At 66.0% G+C, this 20,862-nt stretch carries 15 protein-coding genes, 3 pseudogenes and 1 riboswitch; of the genes and pseudogenes, 10 read left to right on the top strand and 8 right to left on the bottom strand.

Annotated features, from left to right (window positions below; translation table 11 throughout):
• Positions 1–10: 10 nt before the first annotated feature.
• The 6 genes and pseudogenes from G6N54_RS24960 (at position 11) to metE (ending at position 7,576) form a co-directional block, all read left to right on the top strand.
• Positions 11–853, top strand: coding sequence for an SDR family oxidoreductase (locus tag G6N54_RS24960; RefSeq protein WP_163792951.1), 843 nt, complete (start codon positions 11–13; stop codon positions 851–853).
• 256 nt (positions 854–1,109) lie between these two features.
• Positions 1,110–2,099 carry an aldo/keto reductase gene (locus G6N54_RS24955; RefSeq protein ID WP_269475871.1) on the top strand — a complete coding sequence of 330 codons (990 nt, stop codon included), beginning with the start codon at positions 1,110–1,112 and terminating at the stop codon, positions 2,097–2,099.
• Between the two features lie 171 nt (positions 2,100–2,270).
• Positions 2,271–3,559, top strand: a pseudogene (locus tag G6N54_RS24950) (TrpB-like pyridoxal phosphate-dependent enzyme).
• Between the two features lie 65 nt (positions 3,560–3,624).
• Entirely contained in the window at positions 3,625–4,185 is a 561-nt protein-coding gene (locus G6N54_RS24945; protein ID WP_163792947.1) for a TetR/AcrR family transcriptional regulator, read from the top strand.
• Positions 4,186–4,237: 52 nt separating this feature from the next.
• On the top strand, positions 4,238–4,891 hold the full coding sequence (locus G6N54_RS24940) for an SDR family oxidoreductase (protein ID WP_163792945.1): 654 nt from the start codon (positions 4,238–4,240) through the stop codon (positions 4,889–4,891).
• 2 nt (positions 4,892–4,893) lie between these two features.
• Positions 4,894–5,156, top strand: a riboswitch (cobalamin riboswitch).
• Between the two features lie 137 nt (positions 5,157–5,293).
• A complete protein-coding gene (gene metE / locus G6N54_RS24935) occupies positions 5,294–7,576 on the top strand; it encodes a 5-methyltetrahydropteroyltriglutamate--homocysteine S-methyltransferase (RefSeq protein WP_163792943.1) in 2,283 nt (760 codons plus the stop codon).
• Positions 7,577–7,630: 54 nt separating this feature from the next.
• Here the strand turns inward: metE and G6N54_RS24930 are convergent, their stop codons facing one another.
• Complete coding sequence (locus G6N54_RS24930; RefSeq protein WP_163792941.1) at positions 7,631–9,409, bottom strand: DUF3556 domain-containing protein; 1,779 nt, start codon at positions 9,407–9,409, stop codon at positions 7,631–7,633.
• A 121-nt stretch (positions 9,410–9,530) separates the two neighbouring features.
• Between G6N54_RS24930 and G6N54_RS24925 the strand changes: the two genes are divergently transcribed.
• Positions 9,531–9,746 (top strand): hypothetical protein, encoded by a 216-nt coding sequence (locus G6N54_RS24925; RefSeq protein WP_163792939.1) that lies wholly within the window; start codon positions 9,531–9,533, stop codon positions 9,744–9,746.
• 5 nt (positions 9,747–9,751) lie between these two features.
• Here G6N54_RS24925 and G6N54_RS24920 read toward each other — a convergent pair whose 3' ends face one another.
• The 3 genes from G6N54_RS24920 to prpD are packed head-to-tail and all read right to left on the bottom strand — an operon-like array spanning position 9,752 to position 13,298.
• Entirely contained in the window at positions 9,752–10,879 is a 1,128-nt protein-coding gene (locus G6N54_RS24920) for a bifunctional 2-methylcitrate synthase/citrate synthase (RefSeq protein WP_163792937.1), read from the bottom strand.
• Entirely contained in the window at positions 10,876–11,796 is a 921-nt protein-coding gene (gene prpB, locus G6N54_RS24915; RefSeq protein WP_163792935.1) for a methylisocitrate lyase, read from the bottom strand. The genes G6N54_RS24920 and prpB overlap by 4 nt, the downstream gene beginning before the upstream one ends.
• Positions 11,793–13,298 carry a 2-methylcitrate dehydratase PrpD gene (prpD, locus tag G6N54_RS24910; protein ID WP_179969123.1) on the bottom strand — a complete coding sequence of 502 codons (1,506 nt, stop codon included), beginning with the start codon at positions 13,296–13,298 and terminating at the stop codon, positions 11,793–11,795. Before prpD ends, prpB begins: the two co-directional genes overlap by 4 nt.
• 98 nt (positions 13,299–13,396) lie before the next feature.
• Here prpD and G6N54_RS24905 point away from each other — a divergent pair, with 98 nt between their 5' ends.
• The 3 genes and pseudogenes from G6N54_RS24905 to G6N54_RS24895 all read left to right on the top strand — a co-directional run bounded on the left by G6N54_RS24905 (position 13,397) and on the right by G6N54_RS24895 (position 17,487).
• Positions 13,397–14,866 (top strand): short-chain fatty acyl-CoA regulator family protein, encoded by a 1,470-nt coding sequence (locus tag G6N54_RS24905; protein WP_163794955.1) that lies wholly within the window; start codon positions 13,397–13,399, stop codon positions 14,864–14,866.
• 116 nt (positions 14,867–14,982) lie between these two features.
• Positions 14,983–16,347: a flavin monoamine oxidase family protein gene (locus G6N54_RS24900; RefSeq protein WP_163792931.1), complete on the top strand. Its 1,365-nt coding sequence runs from the start codon at positions 14,983–14,985 to the stop codon at positions 16,345–16,347.
• 106 nt (positions 16,348–16,453) lie between these two features.
• A pseudogene (locus tag G6N54_RS24895) lies at positions 16,454–17,487 on the top strand (diguanylate cyclase domain-containing protein).
• Here G6N54_RS24895 and G6N54_RS24890 read toward each other — a convergent pair.
• The 4 genes and pseudogenes from G6N54_RS24890 to G6N54_RS24875 form a co-directional block, all read right to left on the bottom strand.
• Positions 17,484–17,996, bottom strand: a complete 513-nt coding sequence (locus G6N54_RS24890) for a DoxX family protein (RefSeq protein WP_163792929.1) — start codon at positions 17,994–17,996, stop codon at positions 17,484–17,486. The pseudogene G6N54_RS24895 and the gene G6N54_RS24890 overlap by 4 nt on opposite strands.
• A 134-nt stretch (positions 17,997–18,130) precedes the next feature.
• Positions 18,131–19,370, bottom strand: a pseudogene (locus G6N54_RS24885) (DUF1298 domain-containing protein).
• A gap of 4 nt (positions 19,371–19,374) precedes the next feature.
• A complete protein-coding gene (locus tag G6N54_RS24880; protein WP_163792927.1) occupies positions 19,375–20,277 on the bottom strand; it encodes an alpha/beta fold hydrolase in 903 nt (300 codons plus the stop codon).
• A gap of 91 nt (positions 20,278–20,368) precedes the next feature.
• Positions 20,369–20,857 carry a VOC family protein gene (locus G6N54_RS24875; RefSeq protein WP_163792925.1) on the bottom strand — a complete coding sequence of 163 codons (489 nt, stop codon included), beginning with the start codon at positions 20,855–20,857 and terminating at the stop codon, positions 20,369–20,371.
• Positions 20,858–20,862 lie beyond the last annotated feature (5 nt).

Raw genomic sequence — 20,862 nt, 5'->3', positions numbered from 1 at the left:
GGGGATTTCCATGACCATTGTCGATCGGTTGCGCTACGACGGTAAGCGCGCACTCGTTGTCGGCGGGGCGACCGGCATGGGCGCTGCGGCGGCCAAGGCGGCGGCGGAACTCGGAGCCGAAGTCATCGTGTTGGACTACGCGCCGGTGGACTACGACGTTGCCCAGGCGGTACAGGTGGACCTGCGCGACCCCGCCTCGATCGACACCGCGTTGGGGCAGGTCGAGGGCCCAATCCACGCTCTGTTCTCGGCCGCCGGTGTCGCCGACGGAACGACCGACCTGTTGAAGATCAACTTCATCGGCCACCGCCACCTGATCGACCGGCTGCTGGAGAACAACCAGCTACCCAACGGCTCGGCCATCTGCTTCATCTCCTCGGTTGCCGGCATGGGCTGGGAGAACGACCTGGACCTGATCAACGAGTTCCTGGCCACGCCGGACTATGCGGCCGCCGTGGCCTGGTCGCAGGCCCACGAGGCCGAGGGCATCATCCACTACGGCACCAGCAAGAAGATCATCAACGCCTACGTGGCCAACCAGGGATACCCCCTGCTAAAGAAGGGCATTCGCATCAACGCGATCTGTCCCGGCCCGACCGATACCCCGCTGGCCCAGGCCAACGCGGACCTGTGGCTCTCCTTCGCCCAGGACTACCGCGACGAGACCGGCTCCAAGGTGCACACCCCGGAGCAGATGGGCGACGTCATGGCGTTCCTGAACAGCGAGGCCGCCAGTGGCGTCAGCGGCGTCACGCTGCTGGTGGACACCGGACACACGATGGCATCGGTGACCGGGTCGTACGCACCGGGTAAGCCGCTGATCGACCTGATCATGGGCAAAGTCAAGCTGTAATCATCGCGCCCGACCACCGGGCGATTTGATCTCGCGCCGCCAGGTCGCCGAGCCGGCGCAATGCCGTGCGGGCCACCGTCATGCGGTTCGTGTCTCGGTGACGCCATCGACTGCTTTTGCCAACCGGAGAGTTCTCCGGTACTTTCGCGGCAGTAGCGGAGAACTCTCCGCTAAGAGCCTCGGGCGGGAGTGGGCCTTGTATTACATCAAGCTGGGCAAATCGGGATTAGACGTGTCTCCCAACGCAATTGGTGCCATGACGTACGGCGATCCCCGGCGCGGACATCCCGTGTGGTCGCTGCCCGAAGACCAGTCGCGGCCCTTGATCAGACACGCAATCGAAGCCGGGATCAACTTCTTCGATACCGCTAACATGTATTCGCAGGGAAGCAGTGAAGAGATCCTGGGCCGTGCCCTACGCGACTACGCCAACCGGGACGACGTTGTCATCGCGACCAAGCTGAGACACCCGATGCGTTCGGGACCGAACGGAACAGGCTTGAGCCGCAAGGCAATCATGACCGAGATCGACCATTCGCTGCGCAGATTAGGCACCGATTACGTCGACCTCTATCAGATTCACCGAAACGATCACACCACCCCGTTGGAGGAAACTCTCGAGGCCCTGCATGACCTGGTCAAGGTCGGAAAGGTCCGCTATCTCGGTGCGTCGTCGATGCCGGCCTGGGAGTTTTCCAAGGCCCTCCATCTGCAGCGGGCCAACGGCTGGGCGCGATTCGTCTCGATGCAGAACCACTACAATTTGTTGGCCCGCGAGGAGGAACGCGAGATGATCCCGCTCTGCCTCGACGAGGGTGTTGGCACCATCGTCTGGAGTCCGTTGGGGCGCGGCAGGCTCGCCCGATCGTGGCGGGACGCCAAAGCCACCGCACGGTCGTCGAATGACGGATTCGCCGACATGCTGTATGCCGCTGGTGATAACGGCTCCGACAAGGCCATCGTCGACGCCGTCGGCTCCGTCGCTGCGGAGCACGACGTCAGCCGCGCCCAGGTGGCGCTGGCCTGGCTGCGCGCCCAACCGGTGGTGACAGCGCCCATTGTCGGAGCTAGCAATGTCGGCCAGATCGACGACGCGATCGCCTCCCTCGAGCTCCACCTCACCGAAGCCGAAATGCAGAAACTGCAGGCGCCGTACACGCCACGCTACGACTTCCAGGGCATCTCGGATGACAGGCTAGCGCAGGCGATAATGGCGCAAATACCGCAATTGTCCACTGCCGGATAGCGATTCGGCGAAAGCGAACACGACGAACACGCGGTGCGACCGCGATCGCCGGCTTCGTTGTCGCGTTGGGCATGCACTTGTGCAGTGTGAACGCATTTCGGCCGCAAAGGTGTTTACTTCGGCATCGGTCTGAAGCGTTCGATTCGAAGGGAAACCAACACATTGCGTTATGTGCTCAAACCCGAAGATATCCCAACGGCATGGTTCAACGTGGCGTCCCGCCTTCCCATGCCACTCCCACCACCGCAGCATCCGGTCCTCGATCGGGAGGCTGACCGCGACGATCTTCGCGCGATTTTTCCCGCCGCCTTGATCGAACAGGAGATGTCCGCCCAACCCTGGATCGACGTGCCGGGTGAAGTGCTCGATATCTTAAGGCTTTGGCGTCCCACCCCATTGGTGCGTGCCATGCGTCTCGAACGTGCACTGGAAACCCCCGCCCGGATCTATTTCAAGGACGAGTCGGTGTCGCCGGCCGGTTCGCATAAGGCCAATACTGCTGTCGCGCAGGCGTACTACAGCAAAGCCGAAGGCATCTGCCGAATCACCACCGAAACCGGTGCGGGACAATGGGGTAGCGCGTTGTCGATGGCCTGTCAATTCTTCGACCTGAATTGCCGTGTCTTCATGGTGGATGCGTCGCACCGGCAAAAGCCGTATCGCCGCGTCCTGATGGAGACCTGGGGCGCCGAGGTGATCGCCAGCCCGTCCTCGACGACCGAGGCGGGAAGATCGGCCAGGCAACGCGATCCCGACACCCCCGGTTCGCTCGGGATAGCCATCAGTGAAGCCGTCGAGGAGGCACTCGGGGACCCGGATACTCACTATGCGCTCGGCTCTGTGCTAAACCACGTCCTGCTCCATCAGACCGTCATCGGGCTGGAGGCACAGGACCAACTGCGTCTCGCGGGCGAGGGCAGTCCCGACGTCATCGTCGGTTCGTGCGGCGGCGGCTCGAACTTCGCGGGTCTGGCCCTGCCGTTTCTGCAATCAGGCGTCACCGAAGGAGGCAGGCCCCGCCTGGTGGCCGTCGAACCGCGATCGTGTCCGACCTTGACGAAGGGCCAGCTGCGCTACGAATACGGTGACACCGCCGGGCTGACACCGCGGCTATGGATGTACTCGATCGGACGCGACTTTGTTCCGCCGGTTCAGCACGCCGGCGGACTGCGTTACCATGGCGCGGCCCCGATCGTGTCAAACCTTTGCAACACGGCTGGATTGAAGCCGTCGCCTACCCACAACGATCCGTGCTCGAGGCGGCCGTGCGGTTCGCGCGCACCGAGGGCATGGTCCCGGCGCCGGAGACCGGGCATGCGATTCGAGGCGTGATCGACGCGGCGCTGGCCGCGCGCAGCGCCCAACAAGAAACCGTCATCCTGTTCAACTACTCGGGCCACGGCCTGCTCGACTTGGCGGCCTACGAGGATTACTTCCACGACCGTCTGTCCGACGGCTAACCGGAGACGGTCTCCACTTATGCTCGCAGCAGGGCGAACGTCGCCGACCAAGGAGGTGCCGGTCCGTGGCAGACGACAGCGCTACCCCGATTCGCGCCGACGCCGTGCGCAATCGCGAACACATCATCGAGGTGGCGCACGATGCATTCGCCGACTCGGGCACGACATCGCTCAACGAGATCGCGAAACGCGCAGGCGTCGGGGCGGGAACGCTGTACCGCCACTTCCCCACCCGGGAAGCGTTGATCCTCGCCGTATACCGGCACGATGTCGAACGACTGGTCGGTTCGGTCTCCAAATTGCTGCAGGCCCACTCACCGCTTGATGCATTCCGCCTCTGGTTCCAGAAACTCGCCGACTACGTGCGCCTCAAACATGGGCTGGGCGACGCACTACACAGTGCGGCGCTACAGGACGCAATCGACGAAACGTATGCGCCCATAGTGGCTGCCGTCGGCCAGCTGCTCGATGCCTGCATAAGCGACGGCTCGCTGCGATCGGACCTCGACCCCGCGGACGTTCTGCTGCTGATGAGTTTTCTGTGGCGGACCGGGGCGAGAACGGAGGGGAAACGGCAGGCCAAACGGATCATGGAGCTCGCGATCGAGGGGCTACGAAACCCGTGACCTGGGCCGCCGCGCAACCGGCGCGGCTGCTGCGACGCGTACGGTCGGGAATATGGCACGGATCATCATCATCGGCGGCCACGGCAAGGTCGCGCTGCACCTGGCTCGAATCCTGACCGAGCGCGCAGACGAGGTGAGCTCGGTCCTCCGCAATCCCGCCCACTGCGACGACGTCGCCGCCACCGGCGCCAAACCGGTGGTCGCCGATATCGAGCAGCTCGACACGAACGCGTTGGCCGAGCTGCTGGCGGGGCACGACGCGGTCGTCTTCTCCGCCGGCGCGGGTGGCGGCAACCCGGCGCGTACGCATGCCGTCGACCGTGACGCGGCGATCCGGGTGATCGATGCCGCCGCCCAGGCCGGCGTCAAGCGGTTTGTGATGGTCTCCTACTTCGGCGCTGGCCCGAATCATGGTGTACCGCAGGATGATCCGTTCTTCGCCTACGCGGAGGCCAAGGCCGCCGCCGACGAGCACCTGCGGGCCAGTGATCTCGACTGGACGGTGCTGGGTCCCGGGCGGCTCACCCTGGACGAGGCGTCCGGGCGGATCGCGATCGGGCCGGCGCACGGCGCCGAAAATGGTTCCGTGTCGCGCGCCGACGTCGCGCTCGTCGTGGCTGCCGTGCTGGCCGACGATTCGACCATCCGGCGAACGATCGAATTCAACAATGGCGACATCCCGATCGCGCAGGCGCTGAAAGGCTGACTAAACTCCATCTCGCAGCTGGTTTGCCCGCGCCGCACCCGCGGCGCGGGCATCGAGCGAAGCAACGTGAGTAACGCTTCGCGAGAGGGAACCCGGTGAGAATCCGGGACTGTCCCGCAACGGTATGCAGGAACGACCGCCGTCAGAGTTTTTGGCAAGCACTGGTCACCGGGTCCGCCCGAAGACTGGGAAGCGACGGCCACTAGGAGCACCACCTGAGTGCGCGCCTGCGAGTCCGGAGACCTGCCAGTTGTGCCGGGCGCGCCGCGTCCGGCGGCTCATCGCCTCGTGGAATGGGCGTTAGGCTGCAGCCGTTGTGGTGGGTACTGATGTGCGTACCGCGAACGGCTCAGCTGCACGTCCGCTGGCGGTGACCACCACGCTGATTGAAGGACGAATATCGTGACACCCCAAGCGTTTACCGCAACAATTGTCGGCTCCCCACGGATCGGCCCGAACCGCGAACTCAAACGCGCGACCGAGGGCTACTGGAAAGGCCGGACCAGCCGATCCGAACTCGAAAGCGTCGCCGCGACCCTGCGCCGCGACACGTGGAAAAGCCTGGCCGACGCCGGCCTGGACTCGGTACCGGTGAACACCTTCTCCTACTACGACCAGGTGCTCGACACCGCGGTCATGCTCGGCGCGTTGCCGCTCCGGGCCGCACAGGTTCCCGACGATCTGGACCGCTATTTCGCCGCGGCGCGCGGCAACTCCGATGTCGCGCCGCTGGAGATGACCAAGTGGTTCGACACCAACTACCACTACATCGTTCCCGAGATCGAGCCCGCGACGAAGTTCACCCTGAACCCGCACAAGGTGGTCTCCGAGCTGAAAGAGGCTCTCGAGCAAGGGATTCCGGCACGACCGGTCGTGATCGGCCCGGTCACCTTCCTGCTGCTGAGCAAGGGCGTCAACGGCGGCGGCGCGCCGATCGACCGGCTGCAGGAGCTCGTGCCGATCTACTCCGAGCTGCTGGGCCTGCTGGCCGACAATGGCGCGCAGTGGGTGCAGATCGACGAACCGGCGCTGGTCACCGACATCTCTCCGGACGCACCTGCGCTGGCCGAGGCGGTCTACAACGCGCTGGGCAAGCTGAGCAACCGGCCGGCCATCTGCGTCGCCACCTACTTCGGTGACCCCGGCGACTCGTTGGGAGCGCTGGCCCGCACACCGGTCGAGGCGATCGGCGTCGACCTCGTCTACGGCGCCGACACCGCGCTGGCCGCGGTCCCCGAGCTGGCGAACAAGATCCTGGTGGCCGGCGTGGTCGACGGACGCAATATCTGGCGCACCGACCTGCAGGCGGCACTCGGCAAGCTGACGAACCTGCTGGGTTCGGCTGGAAGCGTTGCGGTTTCGACCTCATGCTCGACTCTGCACGTGCCGTACTCGCTGGAGCCCGAGACCGGCCTGGATGACGCGCTGCGCAGCTGGCTGGCGTTCGGTCAGGAGAAGGTCGCCGAGGTGGTGACGCTGGCTCGCGCGCTGCGGGACGGTCGCGACGCCTTGTCGAAGGACATTGCCGAGGAGATCGCGGCCTCCAACGCCGCCGCCGCCTCGCGCACGAGTGACCCACGGCTGCACAACGACGGACTCCGGACCCGGCTCGATTCGATCCTGGCGTCCGGCGTGCATCGCGGCGACGCCGCACAACGGCGAACCACCCAGGCGGAGCGGCTGCACCTGCCGCCGTTGCCGACCACGACGATCGGGTCGTTCCCGCAGACCGTCGAGATCCGGAAGGCGCGGGCCGCGCTGGTCGGCGGTGGGGTCGATGAAGCCGAGTACGACCGGCGGATGAAGGAGGAGATTTCCGACGTCATCAAGCTGCAGGAGCAACTCGGCCTCGACGTGCTGGTGCACGGCGAGCCGGAGCGCAACGACATGGTGCAGTACTTCGCCGAGCAGCTGGACGGCTTCTTCGCCACCAAGAACGGCTGGGTGCAGTCCTACGGCAGCCGCTGCGTGCGACCGCCGGTCCTCTACGGTGACGTGATCCGCCAGCAGCCGATGACGGTGGAGTGGGCCAAGTACGCGCAGTCCCTGACCGACAAGCCGGTCAAGGGCATGTTGACCGGCCCGGTGACGATCCTGGCGTGGTCGTTCGTTCGGGACGACCAGCCATTGGACGAGACGGCCAACCAGGTGGCACTGGCCATCCGCGACGAGACGGTGGATTTGCAGTCGGCCGGCATCGCGGTGATCCAGGTCGATGAGCCCGCGCTGCGCGAGCTTTTGCCGCTGCGCCGCGCCGATCAGGACGACTACTTGCGTTGGGCGGTCGGCTCTTTCCGGCTGGCCACCTCCGGAGTCGCCGACTCGACGCAGATCCACACGCACCTTTGCTACTCGGAGTTCGGGGAGGTGATCGGCGCGATCGCAGACCTGGACGCCGACGTGACGTCGATCGAGGCCGCCCGCTCGCACATGGAGGTGCTGGACGACCTGAACTCGGTCGGGTTCGCCAACAGCGTGGGCCCGGGCGTCTACGACATCCACTCGCCGCGGGTGCCGAGCAAGGGCGAGATGGCCGAGTCGCTACGGGCCGCGCTGCGGGCAGTTCCGGCGGAACGGCTGTGGGTCAACCCCGACTGCGGGCTCAAGACGCGCAACACCGACGAGGTGAGCGCGTCGCTGCAGAACATGGTCGCCGCCGCACAGCAAGTCCGCGCGGGGGTCTAGTTCGCGCCCAGCCTAACGCCACTGCGATTTTCATAGCCAAGTTTCGCGGTGGCGTTAGGCTGGCGAACTCTCGTCGTGCTCGGGCTCCTCGACGGGGGGCTCAGCCTCGGCAGCATCCGACAGCACCTGGACCGGCACATCGTCGGCCCAGGGCTGCCGGGTCACCATGTCCGCGACTTTGACGACACCGCGCTCGAATTCACCCGTCGCGGCGTCCACCAGCCGGTAGGACTGGGTCTGTTTGTGGATCGGCTGGGCGTCGAGTAGCACGACCCGCACCTCGCCGGGCCGGAAGCCGCAGCGCTGCTGCATCGCGGCGATCAGCTGCTCGTTGTGCATGTGCCCGTCACCGAAATTCCAGCCGACGGCGGTGCTGCAGATGCGCTCCCCGTCGGTGATGACGTAGTCCTCTTCGTTCCCGTCGGCCATCGCGCGATGCGCCAGCGTGAACAACGCCCGGCCGTGAGTGTTCATGGCGCGGAACGCATATCCGAGATACATCGGGATCTGCGCACGTTCCTTGCCATACACCTTCTCCAGCTGGGCCGCGGGCATGCTGGCGATCGAGACGATGTTGTGGTTGATCTTCTTGTCCGCCGACGCCTTGATACACCACAGTGTGGTGTCCCAGTTACCGGCGTAATAGCGCATGCCGGGCAGGAACGAGATCTTGCGCGGAAACAGGTTGCCCAAGATCACAATCGAGGCGATGAACGCGATGAAAAGCCCGACCAGGACAGGGTTTTTCAGGTCGGTCAGGCCGGTATGGGCGTGGCCGACGAACAACGCGAACACGCCGAAGATCATGAACACGTTCCACTCCAGCGGCACTCCCATCGGGATGGCCGACAGGATGCCGAAGTGGAAGATCACCATGATGGCCGCGGGTACCGCGGTCCACCAGCCGCCGTGTGCGACGAATAGCGCGATGGGCACGCACATTTCGACGGAGGTGCTGAAGTGGGCGAAGACCCGCGACAAGCGGCCGGGCCGCAGATCGTCGGGGAACTTCTCGAAGAACGCCCGCTTGATGAATCGGGGCCGAAAGACCGGGTTGTTCGACATCATCGTCGACATCACGAACGGAAAGTGCTTGTTCAGCTTGGACGTCGCCGCGCCCATCCAAATCACCAGAAAGACCAGTTTGGCGGCGATGATCATGTCGACGCCGCCGAACAGGAAGGTCACCGTCAGCGTCGCGTAGACCTCACCGCGGGCGGCCAGAAAGATCACCTTGTCGCGCAATCCCAGCACCGCGAGCAGCGCCAGGATCAGCACGATCCGCCAGGTGGGTATCAAACCGACCTGGGTGCCCAGCTCCGGCACCGGGCCGGTGCCGTCGGCGAACAGGGTCAGGAAGATCACCAGCAAGAGCAGCCCGTACAGCGCGTTGTCGACTAGGGTCCGGGCGGTGCCCTTGGTCCCCGGGACGCGCTTGGGCCACGGGGGCAGCCGGATGGTGTCGGGCCGCAACCAGTACAGGATCGAGCCCAGCGGCGGGTTGAACCGGTTGTTCAGCGGCCCGAAGCCGCAGCCCAGCCCGATCACCTCGAAGAGCATCGTGTAGAGCACGACCTTCTCGAACACGATTGGCTCGCAGTACCACGACAGCACGTTGGTGAACGCCAAGCCGCGGGTGGTCGCCACCGCAAAAACCCACGCGAACAGGATGTAAAGCAGAATCTTTCCGACATAGAACAGGTGCAGAATGACCGGCGTTCCGAAGCCCACCTCGGCCCAATGTCGGGCCATCGGCCGGATCTTTTCGCTGCGGGACAGCTTGCTCCACTCGTCGATGTCGACCTGCGGCAGTTCGGGTTGGAGAAATCCCATGGTTGTCCACCCTAGAACCCGTTCTCGCGAAGCGTGTTGCGGATCGCGGATGACATCCTTTGCCCACGGGTTATCCGCCGGATAGCGTGATGCCTTGGCACCTGCTTAGGAGATGTCGGTCATGAGCAGACTTCGGGTCCTGATATCGGCCACGGCGTTGGCGAGCGCGACCGCCGCCACCGCCGGCACCGCGCACGCCCAGGCACCCGCCCCGGGTGATTCCTGCACGGAGCTGCACGCCACCACCCAAGACGCCAATGGCCGGACGATGTGGTGCAACCCGACCATGACCGGCAACCACAACCTGGTCTGGCAATACGGCGGGCCCGGCGAATAGCCGGCCTACCGCAGGGCCAACGCCCGCTGCGCGCGCCCCGAGTAAGCACTCAACGGGCGGATCAAGGAGTTCGACGCGGCCTGCTCCATGATGTGGGCGGTCCACCCGGTGATCCTGCTCATCACGAAGATCGGCGTGAAGCAGGCGATGTCGAACCCCATCAGGTAGTACGCCGGACCCGTTGGGAAGTCGAGATTGGGCAAGATCCCGGTAGCGTCGAACATCTCGGCTTCCAGGATGTTGTAGATGTCCAGCCAGCGCTGGCCACCGGCGTGGGAGCGCGTCGCGGCGACTCGGCGCAGCGCCTCCTTCATCGTCGGCACCCGGGAGTCACCGTTCTTGTAGACCCGGTGCCCGAAGCCCATGATCTTCTCTTTGCGGGCGAGCTTGCCGCGCAACCATTCTCGCGCGTTGCCCGGGTCACCGATCTCGATCATGTCGTGCATGACCGCCTCGTTCGCGCCGCCGTGCAACGCGCCCTTGAGCGCACCGATGGCCCCGGTGACCGCGCTGTAGATGTCCGACTGCGTCGACGTCACCACCCGCGCGGCGAACGTGGAGGCGTTGAAACCGTGTTCGGCATAAAGAATCATCGACTGCTCGAAGGCTTTCACGACGTGGGGTTCGGGCACCTCGCCGAAGCACATCTGCAGAAAGTTCTCCGTGTATCCCAGCCCGCTGTGCGGGGGGATCGGCTCCAGCCCGCGTCGGCGCCGCATGTCCACCGCGACGATGGTCGGCAGCACCGCGAGCATGCGCAGCGACTTGGCCCGGTTGGCCGAGTCGTCGTCCTCGTCGGGATCCTCGGCACCCAAGAAGCTGATCGCGGTGCGCACCACGTCCATCGGATGGCAGTTGTCGGGGAGCTTGCTCAACAGCGACAGCATCGATCGGTCGATCCGGCGACTCGCGCGTTCGCGCTGGCTGAACAGCGCCAGCTCGGCGTCGGTAGGCAATTCGCCGCGCCAGAGCAAAAACGCCACTTGCTCAAAGCTGCAGTGGGCGGCCAGATCCTGGACCGGATATCCGCGATAGGTCAGCGAATTGGTCTCCGGCACCACCTTCGAGATGGCGGTGGTATCCACCACCACACCGGCGAGGCCCTTCTTGATGTCAGCGGTCGGCGCGGTCATGACTGCTTCCCTTCGAGCGTGAAATTGTAAGTATCGGTGTCGAATTCGTTGTAGTCCTCATAACGCAGCAGCGAGTACAGCCGGCTGCGGTGTTGCATCCGCTCCAGCAAATCGAATTGCGTTCCCGACGACTCGATTTCGCGCAGGCCCGCCTCGAACGCGAACATCGCAAGGCGCAGGGTGGTGACCGGGTAAATGACGACGTTGTAGCCGACGTCCGCGAGTCGACGCGCGCTCAGTAGCGGCGACTTGCCGAATTCGGTCATATTGGCCAGCAAGGGAACGTCGACCGCGGCGCGGAACGCCTCGAACTCCGACACTTCGGTCAACGCTTCGGTGAAGATCAGGTCGGCTCCCGCGTCCGCGTCCGCACGGGCCCGGTCGATCGCGGCGGGCAGACCCTCGATTCCCGCGGCATCGGTGCGTGCGCAGATGACGAAGTTGGGGTCGCGCCGCGCGGATATCGCTGCGCGCAAACGCTTTACCATGTCAGCGGCCGGGACGACGGCTTTGCCGTCCAGGTGACCGCAACGCTTCGGGCTGACCTGATCCTCGAGGTGACATCCGGCTAATCCGGCGTCCTCCAGGACCGTCACCGTACGGGCGGCGTTGAGCGGCGCGCCGAATCCGGTGTCCGCGTCGATCAGCGTGGGCAGGTTGGTGGCGGCGGCGATCTGCGCGCCCCGGCCCGCCACCTCGGTCAGCGTCGTCAAACCGATGTCGGGCAGGCCGAGATCGGCGGCCAGAGCGGCGCCGGACACATAGACCCCCTCGAAGCCCGCTTCGGCAACAGCCTTGGCCACCAGCGGCGAGAAGGCACCCGGAAGCCGTTGCAGCCGACCAGAATCCAGACCTGCGCGTAGTGCGACACGCTTGTCGGCGGCGCTGGACGCGGAGCCGATCACCGGCCCACTCATCGGAAGATCCCCGACGCAGTCACCGGCGCCTTGTCCAGCACCCGCGGATCGACCACCACATTCAGCGCTCCCAGCGCACCACCCTTCAGATCGGCGAGCGAGTCGACCGTGGACAAGAATCGTTGCTGCTCAGCGGGTTCCACGACGTCGTCGGCCAGCTCGGTGAACTTGCGCACGTACTGATCGCGGGCGAATGGCCGGGCGCCGAGCGGGTGGGCGTCGGCCACCGCCAATTCGTCGGTGATCACCTCGCCGCTCTTCAGCGTCACCTCCGCGCGCGCCCCAAAGGCCTTCTCCACTGGGTCATTCGAGTGGTAGCGGCGAGTCCATTCCGGATCCTCGACGGTGGAAATCTTGTGCCACAGTTCAACGGTGTCGGCCCGATGCGCGCGCTCGGGAGCGTAGGAGCGCTCGTGGTGCCAGCTGCCGTCTTGCAGCGCGACCGCGAAAATATAGGGCAACGAGTGATCCAGCGTCTCGCGCGAGGCGTCCGGGTCGAACTTCTGCGGATCGCCGGAGCCGGTGCCGATCACGTTGTGGGTGTGATGGCTGGTGTGCAGCACGATCGTCGCGACCTGATCGAGGTCGCCGATCCGCTCACGTAGCCGGCGCGCCAGGTCGATCGGCGCCTGGCTCTGGTACTCCGCGGAGTGCTCCTTGGTGTAGCTGTCCAGAATCGCGCGCTTGGGTTCACCGGCCTCCGGCAGCGGCACTCGGTAGGTGCGCTCGGTGCCACCGAGCAGCCAGGCGATGACGCCGTCCTCGCCTTCCCAGATCGGCGCCGGCGATCCCTCGCCGCGCATCGCCCGGTCGACCGCCTCGATGGCGATCTTTCCGGCAAACGCGGGCGCGAACGCCTTCCAGCTGGAGATCAGACCCTTGCGGGATTGGCGGGTGGCCGTGGTCAGGTGCAGCGCTTGCCCGACCGCCTGATAGATGGTGTCGGCGTCCAGCCGAAGCATCGTCCCGACCCCCGCGGCGACCGACGGCCCCAGATGCGCGACATGGTCGATCTTGTGCTCGTGCAGGCAGATTCCCTTGACGAGATCGATCTGGATCTCGTACGCGGTGGCCAGGCCGCGGATCAGGTCCGTGCCCCGCACATCGAGCTGCTGGGCGACGGCGACGAGCGGCGGGATGTTATCGCCCGGATGGGAGTAGTCGGCGGCCAGGAACGTGTCGTGAAAATCAAGCTCGCGCACCGCGACGCCGTTGGCCCAGGCCGCCCACTCCGTCGAATAGGTGCCCGGCACGCCGAACACCCGTGCTCCCCGCTTCACCGGATGCGCCAGCGCCTGCTCGCGCGCCACCGTGACGGGTCGCCGGATCACCGACGCGGCACTGACGGCGGCATTGTCGATGATCCGGTTGCGCACCATCTCCGCGGTCTCCGGATCGACGGCGACCGGATCGGTGGCGACCGCGGCGATCTTGGCGGCCAGATGCTCGCTGCGGGGAAAGTCGTCGGCGCTGCGCCGCGCCCGAAGCTCGTGCATCAACATGATCCGCACACTATGCAAGCTCGGCCGGGTTGAAAAGCCCCTGTAAATGTGTATTTTTGTGGCCTCATTCGGCAAAATTTGCGAACTTTGCGAACACCATAGGGAGTAACATCTCAGCGGTGGCCCGGTCCTTCGCTCGACCTTCTTCGAAGACGTTCTCCGGCGCCCGGCTGCGACGACTGCGCCAAGATCGCGGGCTCACCCAGGCGGCGCTGGCCCAGGCTTTGGAGCTGTCCACCAGCTACGTCAACCAGCTGGAAAACGACCAGCGCCCGATCACCGTCGCCGTGCTCATCGCGCTCACCGAGCGCTTCGACCTGCCGCCGCAATACTTCTCCTCCGACAGCGACGCCCGGCTGGTCGCCGACCTGTCGGATCTGTTCACCGAGACCGGTGCCGAGCACGGGATCACCCGGTCCCAGGTCGAGGAGTTCGTTGCCCGCATGCCAGAGATCGGCCGCAGCCTGGTCACCGTGCACCGCCGTCTCCGCGATGCCACCGAGGAGCTGGAGGGATATCGATCGCGCGCAACCGCCGAAACCTCACTGCCGCTCGAACGCCCGATGCCGTTCGAGGAGGTGCGCGATTTCTTCTACGATCGCAACAACCACATCGGCGAACTCGACGTCGCCGCGGAACGGCTGTTTGCCGAAAGTGGAATGCACCCAGGCGGATTGGACATCCAGCTGACAGATCTGATGCGAGACCGGCTCGGCATCACCGTGGTGGTCGATGACGACCTGCCCGAGACGAGCAAGCGCCGTTACGACGCCGACGCCAAGGTGCTCAAGGTCGCCCGCTGGCTGATGCCCGGCCAACGCGCCTTCCAGATCGCCACGCAACTCGCCCTGCTCAGCCAGTCCGATCTGATCTCGGCGATCGTGGCCACCGACCGCCGGCTCAGCACCGAATCCCGCGGCGTCGCGCGCATCGGTCTGGCCAACTACTTCGCCGGAGCGTTCCTGCTCCCCTACGGCGAATTCCACCGGGCCGCAGAGGAATTGCAGTACGACATCGACCTGCTGGGTCGCCGGTTCGAGGTGGGTTTCGAGACGGTCTGCCACCGGCTTTCCACCCTACAGCGGCCCAAGAACCGCGGTGTCCCGTTCATCTTCGTCCGCACCGACAAGGCCGGGAATATCTCAAAGCGTCAGTCGGCCACCGCATTTCATTTCAGCCGGGTGGGCGGCAGCTGCCCGCTCTGGGTGGTGCACGATGCGTTCGCCCAACCCGGGCGAATCGTCCGGCAGGTGGCGCAGATGCCCGACGGGCGATCGTATTTCTGGGTGGCCAAGACCACCGCCCCCGAAGGTCGCGGATATCTGGGGCAGCACAAGAGCTTTGCCATCGGGTTGGGCTGCGATCTGGCCTATGCCGACAAACTCGTCTATTCGACCGGCGTCGTCCTCGACGACCCGACCACCGCCGTTCCGATCGGGGCGGGCTGCAAGATCTGCAACCGGACCGCCTGTACCCAGCGCGCATTCCCGTATCTCGGCGGCCGGGTGGTGGTCGACGAAAACGCCGGCAGCAGCTTGCCGTATTCGTCGACGGGCCAACACATTTAATTTGCGTCGGCGTCAACCCCTGACCCTGCGCATCAATTCCCTGCGAACCGACTGCTGTCGTCTCGCGATCGGTGTAGTTTGCTGCTCAACGGGGCACAGCAACCGAGGAGCCGGTCGTGGCGGATGTCGATTATTGCGTGGTCGGAGCGGGTTTCGCGGGTTTGACGGCCGCCTTCCGCTTGAAGCAAGCGGGGCACTCGGTGGCCTTGCTGGAAGCCCGCGACCGGGTCGGCGGCCGCACCTTCACGGTGACCGACGACAACGGGACCTGGGTCGACCGCGGCGGCGCGTGGATCGGGCCGGGACAGGACCGGATATACGCGCTGATGAACGAGTTCGGCGTGCCGGAATACAAGCAGCACAACGACGGCGACGCGATCATGATCGTCGACGGCAAAAAGCACCGCTACGGCGGCACCATCCCGTGGACGATGAGCCCGTGGGCGGTGGTCAACCTCGGCTACGGCCTGACCGCGGCCGAGGCGATGTGCAAAGAGATCCCGCGCGACGCGCCGTGGGAAGCCAAGAAGGCCCAGGAGTGGGACCGCATCAGCGTCGGCGAGTGGATCCACAAGAACACGAAATCCAAGCAGGCTCAGGAGATGCTGGACATGGCGCTGGGCGGCACCTACACCTCGGCGGGCGCGGAGACGTCGTTGCTGTGGATGCTGCTGCAGATGGGCTCCGGCGGCGGACCCACCTTCGTCATTTCCGGCAAGGGCGGCGCCCAGGATGCCCGCCCGGTCGGCGGGATGGGCGCCCTCTACCGCCCGATGGAGGCGGAATTGGGTGACGCGCTGCACCTTTCGCAGCCCGTCCGGCTAATCGCCCAGGACGCCGATGGCGTGACGATCACCGCGACCGATTTGACGCTGCGAGCGCGCCGCGTCATCGTCGCGATCCCCCTGGCGATCGCCTCTTCGATCCTCTACGAGCCCCAGCTCCCAGTGGATCGCGCGTTCCTGCACCAGCGGATGCCCAGCGGCGCGGTCATCAAGACCTCGATCTGCTACGACGAGCCGTTCTGGCGTACCGACGGATTCTCCGGTCAGTCCTCGTTCCCCGGATCCCCGGCGACCCTGACTATCGACGCCTGCACCGACAGCGCGGACCCCGGCATCATGTGCGTCATCACCGAGGGACCAGCCGCACGTCGGCTGACCGCCCTCGACGAGGCCGAACAGAAAGAGATTCTGATCGGCGAACTCGTCGATCGGTTCGGCAGCAAGGCCAAGCAGGCGCGGCAATTCCACCTGCAGAACTGGAGCACCGAACGCTACTCCGGTGGCGGCATGATCAGCCACGCCCCCACCGGTGTGCTGACCGAATACGGCTATACCCTGCGCCAACCCTGCGGTCGTATCCACTGGGCCGGAACCGAGAGTTCGGCCGTCATGTGCGGGTGGATCGACGGAGCGATTCGCTCCGGCGAGCGCGCGGCTTCCGAAGTGACGGCCGCCGAAAACGCCGCGGTCGCCTAGCCGCACCGCACCCACCTGGTCATCCCCGGCGTGCCCGTTCGAAAGAAGCAGTGCCACAATGGGCCGAATATCGGCATCACGGGGGCCTGACCAGAGAGTTGACGGGATGGGTGTTAGCCGCCCCGGCCTTTTCGGTCGTCGAGCCACTCGGCGTTACCGACTTCGGCTGCGCGCTAACGCAGGCACCGGTTTTTACGCCACGGAACAGGTTCGGCTGCTCCGAATCTATTTGGGCGCCACCACGTTTCTCTATCTCTACGGCACGCTGCTGGGCAGCATATTTCCGGTCCACCGGGGCCTGGCCCGGGGGAACCCGACCGGAGGCATCGTGGCGATCGTGCTCGGTGTCGCGGCCCTGGTCTGGTTGGCCGTCCGGCGTGACAAGCCCGCGCCCGCGACGGCCGTCGGATCGTGGCCACACCCATCGTGATGGCTTTCCATGTGGCGATTACCGCCGAGTTCGCTTGCCTGATCGCGCCGATGTTTCTGGCCATGTACCTGCGCGCGTTCTACCCGCCGCGCCGCGGTGCGATCCTGGTCGCGACGCTTGCCCTGGCGTCTGTCGTCGCCCTCGCGATCTCACACACGCCGAGGTTTTATATCGACTACCTGATCTTCGTGGTGGCGATCGTCGGAGCAGCCGAGTCATTCGGGCTGGTGATGCGAACCCTGGTCAACGCGGCGTGCACCGATCCCCTGACCCGCCTGATCAACCGGGCGGGCTGGGAGATCGCCACCGCGGACCTGTTGGACCGCTCCCGTTCGGCGGCGAGCACCGTCACCGTCATGGTGCTCGACATCGACAACTTCAAGACGATCAATGACACCCACGGGCACCTGGCCGGGGATGAACATCTGGTCGGCCGCGCCCAGTACTGGCGAAAACTGGCGCCCGCCAATGCCGTTCTGGCCAGGCTCGGCGGTGACGAGTTCGCGGTGTGTATCGCCGACGACGCAAACCTGGCACCGAGCAACTCGGACCAGTTTGTCGCCGACATTCGCCTGCACACCCCGGACACCAGCATCGGCACCGCATCCGCGCCCGGCGCGAACGCCGACATAGCCGCGCTGTTCGCGACCGCCGACGCCGCGCTCTACGACGCGAAGCGAAGGAAACTTCCCGGCGCCCTGGGGATCTAGCCGGCTTGCTTGGCCGGCGGACGGTAGAAGATCAGCAGCTGGCCGATCGCGCCGGCCAGGCCGAGCACCACCGAGATCAGCAGCCCGTTCCAGCCGATCAGCAGGTCGTTGATCCCGAAGATCGCCCAGTCCAGGCTGAGCCGGCCGGGGCCCAGGGTGGCCACCGCGATTGCGCTGATCGCCAGGACCAGGTTGTACTCCCAGCCCTCCTTGACGATGAAGAACCCGTTGTGGCGATGGACGGTCCACGCGGCGACGATCATCAGCGAGACGAAGCCCGCGGCCGGGATCGGCGTGAGCAGACCGGCGGCGAGCCCCAAGCCGGCGGCGATTTCGGTGGTGGCGGCCACGGTTGCGTGGAACTTGCCCGGCTTCATGCCGATGCTCTCGAACCAGCGCGCGGTGCCGGGGATGCGGCCGCCGCCGAAGAATTTGTTGTAGCCATGCGCGGCCAATGTCACGCCCAGCACCAGCCGCAGGATCAGCAATCCGACGTCATAGGGAGTCATACGTGCAAACCTAGATCATCGGGCAGATCGGATGACAGCAGCGGTGAGTGACTGTCTAACAATTCGGCCGCGACTTCGCGGGCCCGGGCACGTTAACTGCGACGAAGCGGGCAGATCCGGCGACGCGCAATGACTTACAGTGCGGCGTCCAGCAATTCCAGATAGGCGTCGACATCGAGGACCGACTCCGCGGTGTGGACGCTGATCGCCACCATCTCGCCGATGCCGTGCACTCCGTGCGTCAGACCCATCGACGGCGACAGTCCCGGATAACCGGCGGTCAGTACCACCCGCGGCTCCCCGAACCATAGATCGGCGGGCCCACGGTTGACGCTGGACACCACCGTGTTGCCCAGCACTTGCGCAGACCGGCTGTCGGGGTCGAATTGCGAGACACCCCAACGCAGTAGCGGGGCGGGCACCGCGGCGAAGGCCCGATCACCCGAGCGGGTGGCCGGATGTTCGAATCGGCGCCGGCCATCGGCCAACTCGGTGGCGATCCGATTCCGCCGCGCTTCCGGCTCCAGCTCCGGGTGCAGCCCGACGACGATATTGCCGAAGTGGTTATGCGCTTGTCGCACACCAGGTTTGGCCATCGGAACTTCTGCGCCCAACGCGTCGGTCGCTCCTGGAAGCAGCCGCGACAGCGCGGTCGACACGGCGGCGAGCACCGCGACGGTGACGGTGGGCCCGCGCAGCTGTGAGCGGTGGCGCACCAGCGTGCGCAGCACCCGGGCGCCGTCAGGGCGCGTGTTGGTGCAAAGCGGTGGCCGCGTGCCGGCTCCCGGTGCCAGCAGCCCCGCCTGCGTATCGCGGACCAGCCGGCGATGGCTCCATGCCGCCTGGGCGGCCCCGCCACGCGAACGGGCCCGGCGCCGGCGGATGCACCCCGGGCACCGGAGCCGACCGGCCGAAGAGCCAGGCCGCCAGCGCCGCGCCGCGAATGCCGTCGGCCAGCGCATGCGGTGCCTGCAGCACCGCCACGACACCCGGGCCATCGACACCCGGAATGCCGAGCACCGGCGTGAACACGTGCAGCCGCCAGGGCAGGCGGCGAAGGTCCAGCTGGCCTGCGTAAAGCCCGGCCACCGCCGCCAGGCAGGCGTGCCAACCGCGGTCGGCCAGCTCGTGGTGAACCACCTGCTCGGGCGTCACCGTCGTCGGAACCCACTGCGGATACGTCAGCGAGCATCCGTCGGCGACCCGCAACCTCAGTTCGGAGCAGGCGTCGGCCCGACGCCGAACCGCGTCCAGGGCGCGGACCAGGTCGGCGGGCTCGCCGTCGAATGCGTAGAGCAGGAACTCGTCGCTGGGGACTTTGGCCGACATCCAGTAGAACTGCGCATCGACGGCCGCCATTCGCCGCGCGCCCATGGCGTCAGCCGGGTGAGCCGACGAACGCAAGCACCCGCTCGGCAATCTTCTCGGGCTGTTCCAGCTGCAGAAAATGCCCGGCATGGTCAACAATCGCCACGTCACTGCCGGCGGGCAGCACTTTTGCGGTCCAGTGCGCGAAAGCCGAAGTCATGCATCCGTCGTCGCGGCCGTGCAGATACAACGTCGGCAGAATGGGCACCTCGGTCCACAGCTGGTTCAGTTCCGCATAGCGGTGCGGCGGCTTGGTGTTGCGAAGCGTGGCCCGATAGGTGCCCAACGCCGCGCGCCAGCTTTCCGGTGTTCCGATCGCGGCGTCGACGTGGCGCAGGTCCTCCTCCGCGCCGCGATAGCCCGGAGACCACCGGCGCCACAACCGCGGCAGCACCCAGGACGCGGAACGCTCAGGCAGGAAAGGCAATTGGAAGTAGAACATGTACCAGCTGCGCAACAGCTGACGCGGAATTAGACGAGCCAGCCGCCCCCGCTCGCTCACCTGCCCGCGAAAGGCGGCCGAGACCGGCACCGACATGATCACGGCCTTGGTGAACGGGCTGTTGGGCATCGCGGCCAGGCCGGTGGCCGCCAGTGCGCCCCAGTCGTGTCCGATCACCACGTCGCGATCGGTGCCCCCGGCGGCCTCGCGCACCCGCAGCGCGTCGTCCATGATCGCGCCGACGTGATAGCTGCCGTCGTCCGGAATGGACGACGGTGCATATCCGCGCATGAACGGCGCGACGACGCGCCAGCCGGCCGCCGCAAGGAGCGGGGCCGTCTTGCGCCAGCCGTACGCGGTGTCGGGGAAGCCGTGCAGACACAAGGCGATCGGGGCATCAGGCGGACCCCAGGTGAGCGCCTTGAGATCCGCGGGAGGACCCGGCACGTCGATCCACCTGGGCTCGGTCATCTCGGGTAGTCCGCCATGTTCACTCCTGTTCGGCGCGTCCGCACGGACCAACCTAACACCGGAGCGGTCTGAACTCCGAACCCCTACTGCATCAAGGGTTTTCACCAGATGCTTGCGCCGCCGCGCGTTCGAGGTCGGCGAGGATGATCTTGCGCATGCCGTACATCGCCTGGATAGCGGCCGTCGCGCAGGCCGGATCGGGATGGCTCACCAGCTCGTAGAGCCGCCGCGGGATCACCTGCCAACTCAGCCCGAAGCGGTCCTTGCACCAGCCGCACGGCGCTTCCTCGCCGCCGTCCGTCAGCCGCTCCCAGTAGTAGTCGACCTCGTCCTGGTCCTTGCAGTCGATCGTGAAGGACACCGCCTCGCTGAACGTGAAATGCGGACCGCCGTTGATCGCGATGAACCGGTTGCCGTCCAGCACGAAGGTGCCCGACAACACCGAACCGGGCTCGCCGGGGCCGGCGTCGGTGGCCCGGTTGAGGTCCTCGATCCGCGAGTTCGGGAACACCGAGGCGTAGAAGTTCACCGCCTCCTCCAGGTTGTGGTCGAACCACAGCGAGGGCGTGATCGATGGCACGGGCT

Source organism: Mycobacterium stomatepiae, from assembly GCF_010731715.1.
GTDB lineage: Bacteria > Actinomycetota > Actinomycetes > Mycobacteriales > Mycobacteriaceae > Mycobacterium > Mycobacterium stomatepiae.
Note: the sequence above shows the minus strand (reverse complement) of the source record. Positions and strands in the feature narration are given on the sequence as shown.